The organism is Ensifer sp. GW101-20A05, from assembly GCF_059424735.1.
In genome coordinates, this window is record NZ_JBWKZT010000002.1 from 564,627 (window position 1) to 581,450 (window position 16,824).

The 16,824-nt window shown below is 63.5% G+C and carries 13 protein-coding genes and 1 pseudogene; 11 read left to right on the forward strand and 3 right to left on the reverse strand.

All coding sequences use genetic code 11. The features are described 5' to 3' along the window. Positions 1-7 precede the first annotated feature (7 nt). The 7 genes and pseudogenes from AC070A_RS07730 to AC070A_RS07760 all read left to right on the forward strand — a co-directional run bounded on the left by AC070A_RS07730 (position 8) and on the right by AC070A_RS07760 (position 9,672). Positions 8-889: an iron-siderophore ABC transporter substrate-binding protein gene (locus AC070A_RS07730; RefSeq protein WP_375293089.1), complete on the forward strand. Its 882-nt coding sequence runs from the start codon at positions 8-10 to the stop codon at positions 887-889. Then, on the forward strand, positions 886-2,850 hold the full coding sequence (gene fhuB / locus AC070A_RS07735; protein ID WP_057255271.1) for a Fe(3+)-hydroxamate ABC transporter permease FhuB: 1,965 nt from the start codon (positions 886-888) through the stop codon (positions 2,848-2,850). Before AC070A_RS07730 ends, fhuB begins: the two co-directional genes overlap by 4 nt. Beyond that, on the forward strand, positions 2,847-3,566 hold the full coding sequence (gene fhuF, locus AC070A_RS07740) for a siderophore-iron reductase FhuF (protein ID WP_082616238.1): 720 nt from the start codon (positions 2,847-2,849) through the stop codon (positions 3,564-3,566). Before fhuB ends, fhuF begins: the two co-directional genes overlap by 4 nt. Positions 3,567-3,619: 53 nt before the next feature. Next, positions 3,620-4,435 carry an ATP-binding cassette domain-containing protein gene (locus AC070A_RS07745; RefSeq protein WP_057255273.1) on the forward strand — a complete coding sequence of 272 codons (816 nt, stop codon included), beginning with the start codon at positions 3,620-3,622 and terminating at the stop codon, positions 4,433-4,435. Positions 4,436-4,701: 266 nt separating this feature from the next. Then, complete coding sequence (locus AC070A_RS07750) at positions 4,702-5,772, forward strand: HlyD family secretion protein (RefSeq protein ID WP_057255274.1); 1,071 nt, start codon at positions 4,702-4,704, stop codon at positions 5,770-5,772. Beyond that, positions 5,772-8,557: pseudogene (rbbA, locus tag AC070A_RS07755) on the forward strand (ribosome-associated ATPase/putative transporter RbbA). Before AC070A_RS07750 ends, rbbA begins: the two are co-directional and overlap by 1 nt. Positions 8,558-8,559: 2 nt before the next feature. Next, positions 8,560-9,672: an ABC transporter permease gene (locus AC070A_RS07760; RefSeq protein ID WP_057255276.1), complete on the forward strand. Its 1,113-nt coding sequence runs from the start codon at positions 8,560-8,562 to the stop codon at positions 9,670-9,672. A 92-nt stretch (positions 9,673-9,764) separates the two neighbouring features. Here the strand turns inward: AC070A_RS07760 and AC070A_RS07765 are convergent, their stop codons facing one another. Beyond that, positions 9,765-10,208 (reverse strand): hypothetical protein, encoded by a 444-nt coding sequence (locus tag AC070A_RS07765; RefSeq protein WP_057255277.1) that lies wholly within the window; start codon positions 10,206-10,208, stop codon positions 9,765-9,767. Between the two features lie 519 nt (positions 10,209-10,727). On the opposite strand from AC070A_RS07765, the gene AC070A_RS07770 reads away from it, so the two are divergent. The 3 genes from AC070A_RS07770 to AC070A_RS07780 all read left to right on the forward strand — a co-directional run bounded on the left by AC070A_RS07770 (position 10,728) and on the right by AC070A_RS07780 (position 13,446). Further along, positions 10,728-11,522: a COG3904 family protein gene (locus tag AC070A_RS07770; RefSeq protein WP_492383797.1), complete on the forward strand. Its 795-nt coding sequence runs from the start codon at positions 10,728-10,730 to the stop codon at positions 11,520-11,522. A gap of 114 nt (positions 11,523-11,636) precedes the next feature. Further along, entirely contained in the window at positions 11,637-12,332 is a 696-nt protein-coding gene (locus AC070A_RS07775) for a hypothetical protein (protein ID WP_492383798.1), read from the forward strand. 172 nt (positions 12,333-12,504) lie between these two features. After that, positions 12,505-13,446 (forward strand): MYG1 family protein, encoded by a 942-nt coding sequence (locus AC070A_RS07780; RefSeq protein ID WP_112996481.1) that lies wholly within the window; start codon positions 12,505-12,507, stop codon positions 13,444-13,446. Between the two features lie 93 nt (positions 13,447-13,539). Here the strand turns inward: AC070A_RS07780 and AC070A_RS07785 are convergent, their stop codons facing one another. Continuing rightward, positions 13,540-14,448, reverse strand: coding sequence for a LysR family transcriptional regulator (locus tag AC070A_RS07785; protein WP_112996480.1), 909 nt, complete (start codon positions 14,446-14,448; stop codon positions 13,540-13,542). Between the two features lie 116 nt (positions 14,449-14,564). Between AC070A_RS07785 and AC070A_RS07790 the strand changes: the two genes are divergently transcribed. Continuing rightward, positions 14,565-15,401: an oxidoreductase gene (locus tag AC070A_RS07790; RefSeq protein ID WP_112996479.1), complete on the forward strand. Its 837-nt coding sequence runs from the start codon at positions 14,565-14,567 to the stop codon at positions 15,399-15,401. 109 nt (positions 15,402-15,510) lie between these two features. Here the strand turns inward: AC070A_RS07790 and AC070A_RS07795 are convergent, their stop codons facing one another. Next, positions 15,511-16,776: an MFS transporter gene (locus AC070A_RS07795; RefSeq protein ID WP_492383799.1), complete on the reverse strand. Its 1,266-nt coding sequence runs from the start codon at positions 16,774-16,776 to the stop codon at positions 15,511-15,513. Positions 16,777-16,824: the final 48 nt, after the last annotated feature.

The window sequence follows — 16,824 nt, forward strand, 5'->3', positions numbered from 1 at the left end:
GCGGGCATTGGGTCCTTTTGTCAGTCGCCGGGAGCTGCTTCTCGGCGCGGCGCTTTTGCTCGCCGCGCCGATGGCCAGGGCCGGCGCGCCCTTGCGCATAGCCGCGATCGACTGGGCGATGCTGGAGACGCTGTGCGCGCTCGGCCTTACCCCGGTCGCCGCGACGGAGCTCATTCAGTTTCGAAGCGATGCCGTCGAGCCCGACTTACCTGCAGATGTCGTCGATCTCGGTCTGCGCGGCTCGCCCAATTTCGAACTGCTTCACCTGCTCAGGCCGGACCTGATCCTGATCTCGCCGTTCTATGTACGCCACGAGGCGGCGCTCGGCCGGATCGCGCCGCTTTTCTCCCTGCCATTCTACGTGCGGGGCGAGCCGCCTTTCGAAAAGGCGCTCGCAGCGGTGAAGGCGCTCGGCGAGCGTCTCGGACGCTCCGACAGGGCGGAGGCGCTGCTGAAGGAGATAGTCGGCGAAATCGAAGGCTTTAGGCAGACGCTCGCTCCCTTCGCGAACAGGTCCACCTATATCGTCAATATCGGCGACGCGCGGCATGTCCGCGTCTTTGGTTTCGACAGCATGTTCGGCGACATGCTCGCCCGGCTCGGCCTGCCGAATGCCTGGACGGATCGTTCGCGCTTCACCTTTGCGGCACCCGTCTCGATCGAAAACCTGGCGGCAGATCCCGACGCACGCATCGTCATCGTTTCCGAGGTGCCGGTCGAGGCGCGCAGTGGCCTTCGAAACAGCATCATCTGGAATTCGTTGGAGCCGGTCCGCAAGGGGCGGGTCATCCAGCTCGCCAACGTCAATCCCTACGGCGGTGTTACTGCGGGCCTGCGGTTTGCGCGCCTCTTTGCCGAGGCGATGCTTGCAGGAGACCGGCGCGGATGACGATGCGGGCATGGTCCTTCCTGTCGGCCAGCCTGCTCGCCAGCCTCATGCTCTTCGCGCTGGCCGCATCGAGCCAGGTCCCGTTTTCGCAATGGGGAGACCTGTTGGCCCCTCCCGCCGAGCTCACGCTCGACAAGATCATCCTGGCCTATAGCCTGTTCCCGAGGGCAGCGGTCGCTCTGGTCGCGGGCGCCGCACTCGGACTATCCGGGGCGCTTCTCCAGCAATTTCTGCGCAATCCGCTTGCCGATCCCTCGACCCTCGGCATCTCGGCCGGCGCTCAGCTCGCGATCGTAGCGGCGACGCTCTATGTGCCTGAGATCGTCGACGGCCACCGAACTTTGGTCGCGCTCGCCGGCGCCGCCGGGGCAGCGGCGATCGTCTTCGCGCTCGGTTGGCGTCGGGCTTTCGAGCCGGTGACGATGGTGGTCTGCGGCCTGCTTGTGGGGGTGACAGCCGCAGCCCTGTCCGCAGCGATGACGCTCGCGCGGGGTGAGTACCTCATGTCGCTTGTGACCTGGAACGGCGGATCCCTCAGTCAGCAGGACTGGTCAGTGTTCCAAAGCCTTGGCCTGGAGTTGGTGCTCCTCGGCCTGTTTGCCGGCCTGTTGATCCGCCCGATGTTGGTGTTGGGGCTTGGCGACACGAGCGCGCGCAGCCTGGGTGTCAATCTCGGTGGCATTCGCTTCGCAATCGCCGCGATCGCCACGGCACTTGCCGGCTTCGTCGCCTCAGCGGTTGGCCTGGTGAGCTTCGTCGGCCTTGCCGCCCCAGCCTTCGTGCGCGCCTGCGGTGCCCGCCGCCCAGCGGCGATCGTCGCGCTGTCGCCACTTGCGGGGGCGCTTTTCCTCTGGCTCTGCGACAGCATCGTGCAAACCGTCGCGCGTGCCTCCAGCGAGAATTTTCCGACGGGCGCGGTCACCGCACTTGTTGGCGGTCCTTTGCTGCTCTGGCTTCTGCCCAAGGTGCGAAGCATGGAAGTGCCGCACGAGGCGCGGGAAAGCGTCCACCGCGGCAATCTGAAAATAGCATTTGCCGCCTTTCTGGTTCTCGTGCCGGTCCTTGTCGCGATCGCATTCGTCGTCGGGCCGTCCGGACATGGCTGGAAGATCCTGAGTTGGGCGGAGACGCTCGACTTGGCACCGCTCAGATGGCCTCGGCTCCTGGCGTCTGCCGCGGCCGGCGGCCTGCTGGCCGTGACCGGCGCGATCCTGCAGCGCATGACCGGCAATGCAATGGCCAGCCCCGAGGTCGTCGGCGTCAGCGGCGGTGCCGGCCTTGGCTTTGCCGCAGCGCTCACATTCGCGCCGGATGGCGGCACAGTCGTGGTCTTCACTGGCGCAGGGCTCGGCGCGCTCATTGCCATGCTGGCGGTGCTGGTCTTTGCCAGCCGCCGGCATCTGCCGCCGGAAAAGCTGTTGCTTGCGGGCGTGGCGGTCGGTTCCTTCAGTTCGGCCGTCCTGTCGGCGCTGCTGGCGATCGGTGATCAGCGGTCGTGGCAAATTCTCTCCTGGCTCGGTGGTTCGGCATCCACGGCAACGCCGGCGACTGCGATTTTCCTCGGCATTCTTTCTCTGCTCGTCGTTGCCGCGGCACTGCTGTTGAGCCGCTGGTTGACGATCCTGCCCTTCGGACCGTCGATCGCCCTGTCGCTTGGCCTGTCGGTGCGGTTGAGCCGCGTGCTTCTTCTGCTTCTTTCGGGTGCTGCGACCGGTGCGGCGTCCCTGCTTGTCGGGCCCTTGAGCTTTGTCGGGCTCGTCGCGCCGCATATCGTCCTGCGCGCCGGTCTCGTCACGGCGCCGCAGCACCTGGCAGGCTCGTTCCTGCTCGGCTCGATCCTGATGGCCCTTGCCGATTTCGGCGCCCGCACGGCGACCTTCCCCTACGAGCTGCCGCTCGGCCTCTTCGCGGCACTCGTCGGCGCGCCCTACCTCATCTGGCTTCTGGGACGGCACAGATGATGGTGAACCAGCTTCCGGTGCTTCCGATTCCGTTCGCGGATGCAGCCCTGAGCCACGCAGTGCCGGCTGAAGACGATGATCTCGTCAGCCTGGACAGCATTCTCGAGCCAGGGCCGGTTGCGAACGCACTGGATGGACTGTTGCGGCGGTGGGGGCCGGGCGATCGCCGGGCCGCGGCGTCGCTATGGACGCAGGGTTACTTCGGCCGGCTGCTCAGACCCGTTATCGCCTATGGCCTCGTTCACGACATCTGGTTTTCGATGACGTTACCGGACGTTCAGGTCGGCCTATCCGATATGGCGACGCCCGTCCGGTTCGTGCTGAAACGCGCGGCTCCCGCTCCGTTGAGCGCGCGCCTGCGGGGGATTGTCGAAGACAATGTGCGACCTTTGATCGTCCGGATGGCGAACGTGACGGCCACGTCCGAACGGGTGCACTGGAGCAATGCGTCCTTCGCGTTTTGCCGCGCCTGCCGTCATGTTGATGATCTTTGGTCACAGGAGGCCATGCCGGTAGATGTCGCGGCGCGCTTGCGCGAGATGGAGACGCTGATCGCTGCGGACCATCCCCTTTTTCGGCTGACGCAGACGATCCCGGGTGTCGCGGGCGGTGCCTGTCTCCAGCGCAAGGTCTGCTGCATCCGCTACAAGCTCGACGGCCTGAAGAAATGCGGCACAGCCTGCCCGATCAATGCCTCGACCTTTTGCAGTCAATGATATCTATCGATGAGACCAACAGCAGGTCCAGCAATCCTGTCCGGAACGAAAAGATGCAGAACCACGCGACTGAAACTCCACCCATCGCCCGCGACCAGGCCGTTCTGTCGCTCCATGATGTGAGCTTTGCGATCGATGGGCGCAACCTGCTGCACCCTCTGACGTTGGAGATCCCGGCCGGGCATTCCATCGCGCTGATCGGCCATAATGGTTCCGGCAAATCGACGCTGCTCAAGCTGATCGGGCGACAGCTCGCGCCGACCACTGGGCGTATCGATTTCGAGGGAAAGCCGCTTGCTGGCTGGGGAACGCGGGCCTTCGCCCGGCGGCTCGGCTATCTGCCGCAGAATACGCCGCCAGCACCCGGCATGCTGGCACGGGAACTGATCGCACTTGGCCGCTATCCCTGGCACGGCGCGCTCGGCCGCTTCGGGGCGGCCGACAAGGCGAAGGTCGAAGAGGCGATCGAGGTCACCGGCATCGAGCCGTTTGTCAACCGGGAGGTCGACAGTCTGTCGGGCGGGGAACGCCAGCGCGTTTGGCTTGCCATGCTCGTCGCCCAGGATGCCACCTGCCTGCTGCTCGACGAGCCGATCTCCGCCCTCGACATCGGCCACCAGCTCGAGGTGCTGGCACTGACCCGCGACCTCTGCCGGGACAAGGGCATCACCATCATCTCGGTACTGCACGAGATCAATATGGCCGCGCGTTTCTGCGACCGCATCGTGGCGCTCCATTCCGGCCGCCTTATCGCGGAGGGCACGCCTTCCGACATCATGACGCCGGAAGAACTGGCGCGGATTTACGACGTGCAGATGGATGTTCTGGAACAGCCCGTCAGCGGACGCCGCGTCGCGCTGGCGCGGTAGGCCACACGGCCACGGATCTGGCCGATAGTCCGACCGAGCGCGTACTGAACAGAGGTCCCGTTTGCTCGAACGGCGAGGACGGGCTTCGCCGTCCCAAGCGATCAAGAGCCACAGATCCCAATAACAACCCGGCATTTGGCACCAAGGCGCGTGACCCGCAATTGACATGAGTCAATGCGGCAGCCTCGTCCTTCGGGCCTATTCCCGGTTGTGTTTGAGTGGTCGCGGGCTATTCTCGTGGTCCGTTTTGATGGTGGGACGCTGAAATGGAAAAAGCCCGGAAGAATTGGCTCCTGGTTGGTCTGGTCATTCTGGCGCTCGCGGGCGGCTACTATGCCTGGCAGAACATGGATCGCAATGCGCTACCCGCCGGGATCGCGAGCGGCAACGGACGCATCGAAGCAGTTGAGATCGACATCTCGACCAAGACGGCAGGCCGGATAAAGGAAATCCTGGTGGATGAGGGCGATTTCGTCACTGCCGGCCAGGTGCTCGCCCAGATGGATACCGTGCAATTGGAAGCGCACAAGCGGCAGGCCGAAGCGCAGCAGCAGCGTGCGATCATCAGCGTCGAAGCGGCGAAGAACCTGGTCACGCAGCGCGAAGCGGAAAAGGCGGCGGCCGAGGCTGTCCTCGCGCAGCGGCGCGCACAACTGGACGCTGCCGAACGGCGGCTCGCCCGGTCCGAACAACTCGTGAAGACGAGCACCGTTTCGCAACAGGTGCTCGACGACGACAGGGCCACCGCCGAGGGCGCGCGCGCTGCCGCCAGCGCCGCGGAAGCATCGCTCGCCGCGTCAAATGCGGCGATCAATTCGGCGAAGTCCCAGGTCGTCGATGCCGAAGCCTCGGTCGAGGCGGCCAAGGCGTCGGTCGAAAGCATCATCGCCGACATCAACGACAGTACCCTGGTCTCGCCGCGCGACGGCCGTATTCAGTATCGTGTGGTCCAGCCGGGCGAAGTGCTGGCGGCCGGCGGCCGCGTGCTTAATCTCGTCGATCTCGGCGATGTCTACATGACGTTCTTCCTGCCGACGGATCAGGCCGGACGCCTGTCGATCGGCAGCGAAGTCCGGCTCGTGCTGGACGCCGCACCGCAATACATCATTCCCGCCAAGGTTTCCTATGTCGCCGACGTCGCGCAGTTCACGCCGAAGACGGTCGAGACGGCAGAGGAGCGGCAGAAGCTGACCTTCCGCATCAAGGCGCAAATTCCGAAGGAACTGCTGAAGAAGTACATCCGCATGGTGAAAACCGGTCTTCCGGGCGTCGCCTATGTGAAAGTCGATCCGAATGCAGAGTGGCCGGCGAGCCAGACCGGCACGCTGGTGCAGTGATGGCAGCCCCTGATCGGGCCGGCCTGCCGCCGGCAGAGCCCGTGGTTCGTCTGAGCGCCGTCACGCTTTCCTATGGCAAGACCAAGGCGCTGGATGACGTGACGCTCGACATACCCTCGGGCTGCATGGCCGGGCTGATCGGGCCCGACGGCGTTGGGAAATCGAGCCTGCTGTCACTCGTCGCCGGCGCACGCGCCGTACAGGCGGGCGCGTCGAGGTGCTTGGCGGCGACATTGCCGATGCCGGCCATCGGCGCCGGACCTGCCCGCGTGTTGCCTACATGCCGCAGGGTCTTGGGAAGAACCTCTATCCAACGCTTTCCGTCTTCGAGAATGTCGACTTTTTTGGCCGGCTCTTCGGCCACGATCGCGAGGAACGCGAGAGGCGGATTGCCAGCCTGCTCGAAAGCACCGGGCTTGCCCCCTTTGCGGAGCGCCCTGCCGGCAAGCTCTCCGGCGGCATGAAACAGAAGCTCGGGCTTTGCTGCGCGTTGATCCACGATCCCGATCTCCTGATCCTCGACGAGCCGACGACCGGCGTGGACCCCCTGTCGCGACGGCAGTTCTGGGAGCTGATCGACGACATCCGCTCTGAGCGGCCGGGCATGAGTGTCATCGTCGCGACCGCCTATATGGAAGAAGCGGCGCGCTTCGATTGGCTGGTGGCAATGGATGCGGGCCGGGTGCTGGCAACGGGCACGCCCGATCAACTGCTTGAAAAGACCGGCGTCGACACGCTTGACGCCGCCTTCATCGCGCTGCTTCCCGAGGAGATCAGGGGCGAACATCACGACGTCGTCATTCCGCCGCGCCCCGAAGGCGCGAGCGACGACATCGCCATCGAGGCGAACAACCTCACCATGCGTTTTGGCGATTTCGTTGCCGTCGACAATGTGAGCTTCCGCATCGGCCGCGGCGAGATCTTCGGCTTCCTCGGCTCCAACGGCTGCGGCAAGACGACGACGATGAAGATGCTGACGGGCCTGCTTGCCGCCAGCGAAGGGAAGGCAAAGCTCTTCGGGCGTGAGGTCGACCCGCGCGACATGGACGTGCGTCATCGTGTCGGTTACATGTCGCAGGCCTTCTCGCTCTATACCGAGCTCACGGTCCTGCAGAACCTGGAACTGCATGCCAAGCTGTTCGGCATGGCGGCGGACAGCATTCCCAAGCGGATCGAGGAACTGGCGAAGCGCTTCGATCTCTCGGATGTGATGGAGGCCTTGCCGGACGCCTTGCCGCTCGGCGTGCGCCAACGGCTCTCGCTTGCGGTCGCGCTGATCCACTCACCCGATATCCTCATCCTCGATGAACCGACGTCCGGCGTCGATCCCGTGGCGCGCGACAGTTTCTGGCAGATCCTCGTCGATCTCTCCCGCAACGATCAGGTGACGATCTTCATCTCCACCCACTTCATGAACGAGGCGATGCGCTGCGATCGCATGTCGCTGATGCATGCGGGCAAGGTGCTCGTCAGCGATACGCCGGCCGGCATCATGAAAAGTCGTTCCGCCTCGACGCTGGAGGAAGCCTTCATCGCCTATTTGGAAGAGGCGATCGCCGGGGCAAAGCAGCCGGCGCCCGCCGTGGTCAGGGCTAAGGCGCCGCTGGAGCCGATCGCCGCACGATCGGCCGAGACCGCGCGGCCCCCGAAATCAGGATTTTTCGACGTCGGGCGGATGTTCAGCTATACCCGCCGCGAAGCGCTGGAGCTGGTGCGCGATCCCATTCGCGCGACGCTTGCCACGATCGGCACGGTCATCCTGATGTTCGTCATCGGCTACGGCATCAACATGGACGTCGAGGATTTGACCTTCGCGGTGCTCGACCGCGACCAGACGACGACCAGCCGCGACTACATTCTCGAGATCGCCGGTTCGCGCTACTTCATCGAGAAGGATCCGATCACCGACTATGCCGATCTCGACCGGCGCATGCGCAACGGCGAACTGAGCCTCGCAATCGAGATCCCGCCGGGTTTTGCCCGCGATGCGGCGCGCGGCGACACGGTGGAGATCGCCGCCTGGATCGATGGCGCGATGGCGAGCCGTGCCGAAACGGTCAAGGGCTATGTGCAGGGGCTGCACGCCCATTGGCTGACCGGCAAGATCCGCGAACGCTATGGGGCCGCCGCAACCACCGGCAGCTTCAAGATCGAGACGCGTTTCCGCTACAACCCTGATGTCAAGAGCATCGTTGCCATGGTGCCGGCGGTCATCCCGCTCCTGCTGATGCTGATCCCAGCCATGCTCTCGGCGCTCAGCGTCGTGCGCGAGAAGGAGCTGGGGTCGATCGTCAATCTCTATGTCTCGCCGGTGACGCGGCTCGAATTCTTGATCGGCAAACAGATTCCCTACATCGCTCTGGCAATGCTCAATTTCGTGCTGCTGACGGCGTTCGCGATCTTCGTCTTCCGGGTACCTTTTACCGGCAGTCTGCTCGCCTGGACGGCCGCGGGGCTGATCTACGTCTCGGCGGCAACGGCCATGGGGCTCGTCATCTCGACCTTCATGTCGAGCCAGATCGCCGCGATCTTCGGCACGGCGATCCTGACGCTCATTCCGGCAATCCAGTATTCCGGGATGATCGATCCGGTCTCCTCGCTCGAAGGGGCGGGCGCCTTCATCGGCCAGATCTACCCGACCACACATTTCATGACGATCGCCCGCGGTACCTTTTCCAAGGCTCTGGGCTTCGGTGACCTCGGCGGCGCCTTCGTGCCGATGCTGATCGCGGTGCCGGTGCTGCTCGCGGTGGGCACGCTATCCCTCAAGAAACAGGCGAGGTGACGATGCGCCTGTCCCATATCTACCATCTCGGCATCAAGGAACTCTGGGGGCTCTGGCGCGATCCGATCCTGCTGATCCTGATCGTCTATTCCTTCACGCTGTCGGTCTATACCGGCTCGACCGCGATGCCGGAAACGCTGAACCGTGCGGCAATCGCCATCGTCGACGAGGACCGCTCGCCGGTTTCGACGCGGATCTCGACGGCTTTCTATCCGCCCTATTTCGTGCCGCCGCAGATGATCACGCCGGCGGAAATGGACCGCCGCATGGACCAGGGGCTCGATACCTTCGCGCTCGACATTCCGCCGAATTTCCAGACGGATCTATTGGCCGGCCGCTCCCCGACGATCCAGCTCAATGTCGACGCAACGCGCATGAGCCAGGCCTTTTCCGGCAATGGCTACATCCAGCAGATCGTCACCGGCGAGGTCTCGGGCTTCCTCGATCGTCACCGCAGCGAGCAGAAACTGCCGGTCGATCTGGTTCTGCGGGCGCGGTTCAATGCCGAGCTCAACAAGGGCTGGTTCGGCGCGGTGATGAACGTCATCACCAACATCACCATCCTGTCAATCGTGCTCACGGGTGCCGCCCTCATCCGCGAGCGCGAACACGGGACGGTGGAGCACCTCCTGGTCATGCCCGTGACCCCGTTCGAAATCATGGTCAGCAAGGTCTGGTCGATGGGGCTGGTGGTGCTGCTCGCCTCGGCGGTCTCGCTGATCGTCGTCGTCAAGGGCGCGCTTGCGGTTCCGGTGCAGGGCTCGTTCGCGCTGTTCCTGCTGGCAACGGCCCTGCAACTCTTTGCGACCACCTCGATGGGCATCCTGCTTGCCACGATTGCCGGCTCCATGCCACAGTTCGGTCTGCTGCTGATGCTCGTACTCTTGCCGCTACAGGCCCTGTCCGGGGGCATGACGCCGCGCGAAAGCATGCCCGAGATCATCCAGAACATCATGCTGGCGGCGCCGAACACACACTTCGTCATTCTGGCGCAGGCGGTTCTCTTTCGCGATGCCGGTCTGGACGTGGTCTGGCCTCAGCTTCTTGCCTTGCTGCTGATCGGCGCCATCCTCTTCGCCTTTGCCATGCGGCGCTTCCGGGTGTTCCTGAAGTAGGCATCCCATACATGGCTGATCGGTTGACGTGACGTGCCGACCGACCAGCGCTTTGTCGGAAAAACGCTATTGTCGGCACCGTGCGCGAGGCGTCAGGCGGGAATGAACTTTCCGTCGTAGCGCACGCGAAAATTCCGGCGTTGGGCGTCTTCCTGGAAGCAGACAAACACCAGTTCGAGATCGTGCGTGCTGCTGCGTCTGCCAAGCAGGCTCAACGTGATCACGATGACGCCGCCATAGGTGCGCGTCAGATTGATGGCGGCGCGCCGGATTTCATTGGTTCCGGCATCGTCCCGGTCTTCGCGCCGCTCGTATACCTGCCAGAAACGCGCGCTCTCCCAGGCGGACCGCAGGGCTTCGGTTATCTCGGCCTTGAACTCGTCCACCGACCTGCCCTTGCTCCATGAAACGGTCCGCTCGGTGTGATCGCCAAAGATATCGAGATAGCCGTCATAGTCGTCCGGATCGGAAAAACACCGCTCGATCATTCCGAATGCTACGTCGTCGGAAATTGCTGCCTTAAAGAAAATCGTCATCGAATCGCAATCCTGCCTTGAGCGCCTATGTTGTCAAAGCGTCGACGGTGTATCCAGCCCCTCGGCGTCTGATCGCCGCCGCGCGAACAACTATCGTCTCGCTGCAATGGCTTAGGTGGGTCGATCGCATCGCGCCGGCGGCCGATTCCGCGTCCATGATCGTTGCCTTATGTTCGGGCTCCATGCTATCTTTGGTTTCATTATTGACTGACGCAACTTTCATTTCTCTTTCGCCATCCCGCGCACGTTCGCAGCAATGGATGCGAAAGAACTGTTTGTTTTGATAGTCATGTTTGCAGAATGAAATTTGCGGGGGGCCGCGCACCACGCTGATGCGAAAAGGGATCGGGCGAGATCCCTGGACCGCCGGCGCAGGGACAGTCGGGAGAGGGACAGTTTTTGATCGGCATGGCATTTCCACGAGAAGTTTTCTCGCGTTCAGTGGTCATTGTCTGTCTGTTGGTTGGGCTCCTGGCCTCGGCCGCGACGGTTCGAGCGGCGCCGGCCGGCGGCGCTGACATGCAGTTCTTCGTGGTTCGCAGCGGTCAGCCAGGGTGCGAGCCAACCTGTCCGGAGTGGATATCGGCGGAGGGGACGATCGTTCGCGGAAGCCCGGCGCAGTTCAAGAAGCTGCTCAAAACCATCGGCAAGCGCCGCCTGCCGGTCGTGGTGACGTCACCTGGGGGAGACGTCGACGCTGCGCTGGCGCTAGGGCGGCTCATCAGAGCGCGAAGGCTTGAAGTGGCGGTCGGCAAAACGCGCTTCATCGGTTGTCAGCCGCAGCAGAAGGACTGCCGCGACAACGACGGCAAGGGCGCCCGCTATATCGGTACCGCCTATTCGGGCGGAGCCTACTGCAATTCGGCCTGTCCGCTGATGTTCGCCGGCGGAACCCGCCGAGTGGCCGGGCAATGGGCCTATCTCGGCGTTCACCAGATCACCACTGTCTTCGTTCAGACCAAGACGCGGTATCGGGAGGAGTACCGTATCGTCAACGGCAAGAAGAAGGTGACCAGCAAGAAGGTCGTCAGCCGCAAGAATGTCGGCAGCCGCAAGATCTACGAGATGACCAAGGCGCAGGAGCGCGAGTTGACCGCCTACCTCGCGGAAATGGGCATCGGCCGCACGGTTATCGATCTGATGAAGATCACGCCCGCCTCCGATATGCGCAAGATCGAACCCGTCGCGATGACCGAGATGAAATTGATCACGCAGCTGGGCGGGGTCGAATTGCTGACCTCGGTCGAGACCTGCAGAACGGTACCGGCGTCCGCCAATTGTCGGGTTTTCGTCATGTCGGACCTGAAGCGTTAGACCAGGGGATTTGGGTTGGAGACCGGAATGCGAATATGGAGTTCTCCCGTCGGCGCAGCCACGCCCCGCCTGCTACGGGTTGCGCTGGTAATCTGTCTGCTGGCCGCAAGCCTGTTGATGGAGCGGCCGGCAATGGCGGCTGAGCAGGAGATGCGGTTTGTCGTCGTGCGCTCCAACCAGGCCGGGTGCGAGCCGACATGTCCGGAGTGGATTTCCGCCGCGGGCACCATCGGGCCGAAGACACCGGCCCTGCTGAAGGCAACCTTGAAGACGCTCGCAGGCCGCAAGCTGCCATTGGTCCTGCGATCGCCCGGTGGCGACATGGCGGCTGCGATGGCACTCGGCCGCCTCATCCGCAAAAGCAAACTGAGCGTGGCGGTGGGCACGACCGTTTTCTTCGGGTGTCAGCGCGATCAGAAGAACTGTACCGCAAACGACCAAAAGGGAGCCGCCTATATCGGCAAGGCCGTTTCGCTCGGAGCCTGCTCACAGGCATGTACGCTCGTCCTTGCGTCAGGCAGTCGACGGCTCGCGGGAGAAGGGACGATCGTCGAAGAGATTCCGATGGTGACTGGAAACGAGGCCAGCAGCAAAAAGCTGGCGGCCTACTATGATGAAATGGGCGTGCGCTACCAGATGCTGGCCGAGGGCCCGCGCGATGCGGCTGGCAATCCCGGTCTCTGGCAATTGTTCAAGGCCCTTCTGCTGACGAACACGCTGGCAGTGGACCAACTGGTCGATGCGCAGATTTGCAAAAGCACGCCTGCGCCCGACAATTGCCGCGTCTTCACCACGATGGATCTGGAGTAGCTGCGCCCAAATAATTGTCGGCCAGTCTCGGCCGTCGATCCGTCTCCCGCCAAGATCTCCCGGCGACGCACGCGGGTCTCCAGGCGGGCAAGGAGCGATGGTGGGTTGAGGTGGCAGCAAGCAATGGCTATGTGGTGCGTTCCGTACTCAACGAACCATAAGGCCAATCGGGATGATCCCAGCGTTTCTCGTTACCCATTCCGGTGGCTTCCATGCCGACGAGCTGTTGTCCACCGTCATTCTCACGCGGCTTTTCCCGCAGGCTCGCCTGATCCGCAGTCGGGCTCCGGAATGGATCAGGCCCGGTGCAGACCGTATCGTCTACGATGTGGGTGGCCAGTATGACGCCGCGGCCGGTATCTTCGATCATCACCAGCGCGGCGCGCCGCTGAGAGAGGACGGCCAGCCCTACAGTTCGTTCGGGCTGATCTGGAAGCACTACGGCCGCGACTATCTCGCCGCTTCAGGCGTTCCTGAAGACCATATCGAGGCGGTCCATGCGGCCTTTGATGCACGCTTCGTGCTTCCGGTCGACCTGGTGGATAATGGTGCGCTCGACCCTTCCGTTGCCGGGCCGCTCGCAGGGCTCACCCTGCCGGCGCTTTTGGAAACCTTGAAGCCGGTTTTCGACGAGGCCGGCCAGGAGGCTGACGATCGCGGCTTTCAGGCGGCCCTGGCGGTTGCCTGTGCGCTCGTCGAGGCCAGCGTCGCCCAGCGCGCCGCCAAGCTCAGAGCCGAGGCACTCGTTCTTCAGCAAATCGCCCGTGCCGGGGATGGTCGCGTTCTCGAGCTGCCGATGGGCATGCCCTTCCGTCCGGCCGTCGTGAAGTCCGGTGCCGATCACCTGTTGTTCGTCGTTCACCCGCGTGACAAAGACTGGTGCCTGACGGGCATCCGCAAGGCCGATGAGGGCTTTGAGCTTCGCGCAGACCTGCCCGCAGCCTGGGCCGGCCTGACCAACGGAGAACTGGAAGCGGCCTGCGGGGTCGCGGGCGCAAGCTTCTGCCACAATGGCCGCTTCATCGCGGCTGCCGCAACGCGCGAAGCTGCCCTTGCCATGGCCGCGTTGGCCGTCGCAGAGGCCACGTCGCTTGCAAGTGAAACCAAGGCGTAAGCCAGGACATGCCCTGCTTCGGGCCGGCGCTGCCCGGAATCGGCTGCACATGGTCCGACCGCGGCGCGGTCGGCCACAAGACGCAGCTTCGCGCTAGCTTTTGGCGAGCCCGCTACCCGCAGTCCTGATGAAATCGACGAAGGCGCGTAGCGCCGCCGGCATTTGCCGTCGGCTCGGATAGTATAGATAGAGGCCGCCGTAGTAGGGGCACCAGTCCTCGAGCACCCGAACAAGTTTTCCTTCGTCTATCAGCGACAGCACCTGATCCTCGAAGGTGAAGGTCACGCCGGCTCCGGCAAGGGCAGCGTCCACCATCATGTCCTGGTCGTCGACGATCAGGGGGCCGCTCACTTCGACCTGAAGTTCCACGCCGCCGCGCTCGAATTCCCATGTGTAAAGCCGGCCGCTGCCGAAGCGCAGTCCGACACAGGGGAGTTCCCTCAGGTGATCGGGAGCGGTCGGTTTTGGAAAGCGCTCGAAGAAGGAACGCGTTGCCACAATCGCCGTGCGCTGGCGCGGCCCGATCGGTACGGCAATCATGTCCTGCGCGATGACCTCGCCGAAACGAACGCCGGCGTCGAAACCCTCCGACACCATGTCGACGAGGTCGTTGTCGGTGACGATCTCGATGCTGATTTTCGGGTAGGCTTCGAGAAAGCGTGCGACCAAAGGCAGAAGCACCATCTTCGCGGAGGCGCGCGCCGCATTGAGTTTCAAGCGCCCGACAGGTGTGCCCCGGAAGTTGTTGAGGTCGTCAAGCGCATCCTCGATGTCGCGGAAGGCGGGGGCGACGCGCGCGAGCAGAAGTTCGCCCGCTTCCGTCAACGCGACGCTGCGGGTCGTTCGGTTGAAGAGGCGGAGATCGAGCCGCTCCTCAAGTGCCTTCAGGGCATGGCTGAGTGCCGATGGCGTGCAGCCGACCTCGTCAGCGGCGCGGCGGAAGCTTCGGTGCCGGGCCAAAGCCAGGAAGGAGGACAGGTCGGAAGGCGATACGGTTCTCATTGATGAATTTTACTCATTAGCTCAAGGAAAATCCAGTCGATTTTCTCAGCAGATGGAGCGCGGTAAAACCTTCTCAGCCGCCGACGATGGAGCGGCGAAACAAACAGGAGGTTCACATGCATACATGGTTCGTTACCGGAGCATCCCGTGGATTTGGTGCTCTCATCGTTGAGAAGGCACTCGCCAAGGGCGATCAGGTCGTCGCGACGGCGCGCAATCCGAAGGCGATCGCCGAGCGTTTCGGCAAACAGCCCAACCTTCTGGCCGTAGCGCTCGATGTTACCGACGAGTCCCAGGCGCATCAGGCCGTCGGGCAGGCGATCGCCCGCTTTGGCCGGATCGATGTTCTGGTCAACAATGCCGGCTACGGACTGCTCGGTGCGGTCGAAGAGGCAAGCGGTGCCGAGATCGAGGCCCTGTATCGCACCAACGTCTTCGGCCTGCTGGCCGTCACCCGTGCCGTGCTGCCGCACATGCGCCGCCAGCGTTCGGGACGCATCCTGAACTTCTCGTCGATCGGCGGCTATCGCAGCGGCCCTGGCTTCGGGGTCTATTGCTCGACGAAGTTTGCCGTTGAAGGCCTGACCGAAGCGCTCGCAGCAGAGCTTGCCCCGCTCGGTATCCATGCGACGGCGATCGAACCCGGTTACTTCCGCACCGACTTTCTCGACTCGACCTCACTCGGCATCAGCCCGATCGAGATCGAGGACTATGCCGAGACGGCCGGCTTCGTTCGCAGCAAGGCGAAGGAGATCAGCCATAACCAGCCGGGCAATCCCGACAGGCTGGCAGAGGTCTTGATCTCGTTCGCTGATGCCGAAAATCCGCCGGTGCGGTTGCCGCTTGGCAGCGACACGGTGGCCGCGATCGAAGCCAAGCACGCATCGGACGCAGAAATCCTTGCCCAATGGCGTGCCGTGTCCCTCTCGACCGACTTTGAACCGGCCGCATAAGCGTCGAGGAGCGGCGGTCGACCGTTCCCTCAGAGGCCCCGCCATCGTGCGGGGCCTTCTCGTTGGCTGAGCCAACCTCGGTCCGCGCTGTCGCAGCTCACTCAACCGTTCAACGCTGCGCGTCTTCCGCATGCTTGGATCCCGTAGGTCTTGTCGCCAGCCAGAAGAGCAGCGAGGTAAGGCTGATCGCCGCGCCCATCAGGCAGACGCCGTTCCATCCCGCATGCGTATAGGCGACCGTGGAGAGAGAGGATCCGATCGCGCTGCCGAGCGAATAGAAGAGCATGTAGGCTGCCGTCAGTCGGTTCTGCGCTTCCGGACGGACGCGATAGATCAGGGCCTGGTTGGTCACGTGGACCGCCTGGAGCCCGAAGTCGAGGACGAGCACACCGGCGATCAGCCACAGGATCGAGTGATGCAGCAATGAGATCGGCAGCCATGCGATGAGCATAAGCGCGAGTGCAATCCCCGTCGTCGCCTGGCCAAATCCGCGATCGGCCCAATGGCCCGCACGAGAAGCGGCCAAAGCCCCGGCGATCCCTGCCAGACCGAAGAGGCCGACCTCGGTATGCGACATGGAGAAGGGCGGTGCGCTCAGCGGCAGGACAAGCGGGGTGAGCAGGGTCGTCACGTTCGCGAAGATCAGCATGGCGATCACGCCGCGGGTGCGCAGCACCGGCTCTTCCCAGATCAGCTTGAAGGTGGAGCCGACAAGGCGGGGGTAGCTGAGCTTGCTCGTTTCCCGTCTCTGGTGCGGCAACAACCTGTACAGCAGGCCGGCGATCAAGAGCGTTGCGACACATGATGCAAGATAGACCGATCGCCAGCCGGAGAGATCCGTCAGAAGGCCCGCGACGGTGCGTGCGGAGAGGATGCCGATCACGATGCCGCTGGTGACAAACCCCACCACCCGGCCGCGTTCTGACGGTTGGGCCAGGCTGGCCGCATAGGCGACCAGCGCCTGTGTCAGGACGGCCAGCATGCCGACCGCCGCGATCGCGGCCATCAGCATTTCGGCGTTGGCCGAAAGGGCGACGAAGCCGAGCGCGACCACTGAAAGCCGGGATTGAATGATGATGACCTTGCGGCGATCGAAAAGGTCGCCAAGAGGAACAAGCAGGACCAGGCCGAGCGCGTAGCCGATCTGCGTCGCGCCGACGATCAAGCCGGCGCTGGTCTGCGAAAGGTCGAGATCGGCCGCCATCACATCCAGCAGGGGGTGGGCAAAATAGGCGTTGGCGACCGCAAGGCCAGAGGCGAGGGCAAAGAGTGTCATCATCGGGCGCGTCAACGGCGACATTGTCGTCTTGCTGGCGTTTGGGCGCGCAGCGTCGTTTGCGGCGTCGATCGACGCCGCAGCAGCTCTACCATCCATTGGACTTCTTCCTTATTTCGGTTTAATAATGAAACCAAATTTATGGAT

Excerpts from the sequence above, each read along its gene's own strand:
- AC070A_RS07770 (WP_492383797.1), top strand. The coding sequence starts at position 10,728 with ATGCAGTTCTTCGTGGTTCGCAGCGGTCAGCCAGGGTGCGAGCCAACC.
- fhuB (WP_057255271.1), top strand. The coding sequence starts at position 886 with ATGACGATGCGGGCATGGTCCTTCCTGTCGGCCAGCCTGCTCGCCAGC.
- AC070A_RS07780 (WP_112996481.1), top strand. The coding sequence starts at position 12,505 with ATGATCCCAGCGTTTCTCGTTACCCATTCCGGTGGCTTCCATGCCGAC.
- fhuF (WP_082616238.1), top strand. The coding sequence starts at position 2,847 with ATGATGGTGAACCAGCTTCCGGTGCTTCCGATTCCGTTCGCGGATGCA.
- AC070A_RS07785 (WP_112996480.1), bottom strand. The coding sequence starts at position 14,448 with ATGAGAACCGTATCGCCTTCCGACCTGTCCTCCTTCCTGGCTTTGGCC.
- AC070A_RS07790 (WP_112996479.1), top strand. The coding sequence starts at position 14,565 with ATGCATACATGGTTCGTTACCGGAGCATCCCGTGGATTTGGTGCTCTC.
- AC070A_RS07765 (WP_057255277.1), bottom strand. The coding sequence starts at position 10,208 with ATGACGATTTTCTTTAAGGCAGCAATTTCCGACGACGTAGCATTCGGA.
- AC070A_RS07750 (WP_057255274.1), top strand. The coding sequence starts at position 4,702 with ATGGAAAAAGCCCGGAAGAATTGGCTCCTGGTTGGTCTGGTCATTCTG.
- AC070A_RS07795 (WP_492383799.1), bottom strand. The coding sequence starts at position 16,776 with ATGGATGGTAGAGCTGCTGCGGCGTCGATCGACGCCGCAAACGACGCT.
- AC070A_RS07745 (WP_057255273.1), top strand. The coding sequence starts at position 3,620 with ATGCAGAACCACGCGACTGAAACTCCACCCATCGCCCGCGACCAGGCC.
- AC070A_RS07760 (WP_057255276.1), top strand. The coding sequence starts at position 8,560 with ATGCGCCTGTCCCATATCTACCATCTCGGCATCAAGGAACTCTGGGGG.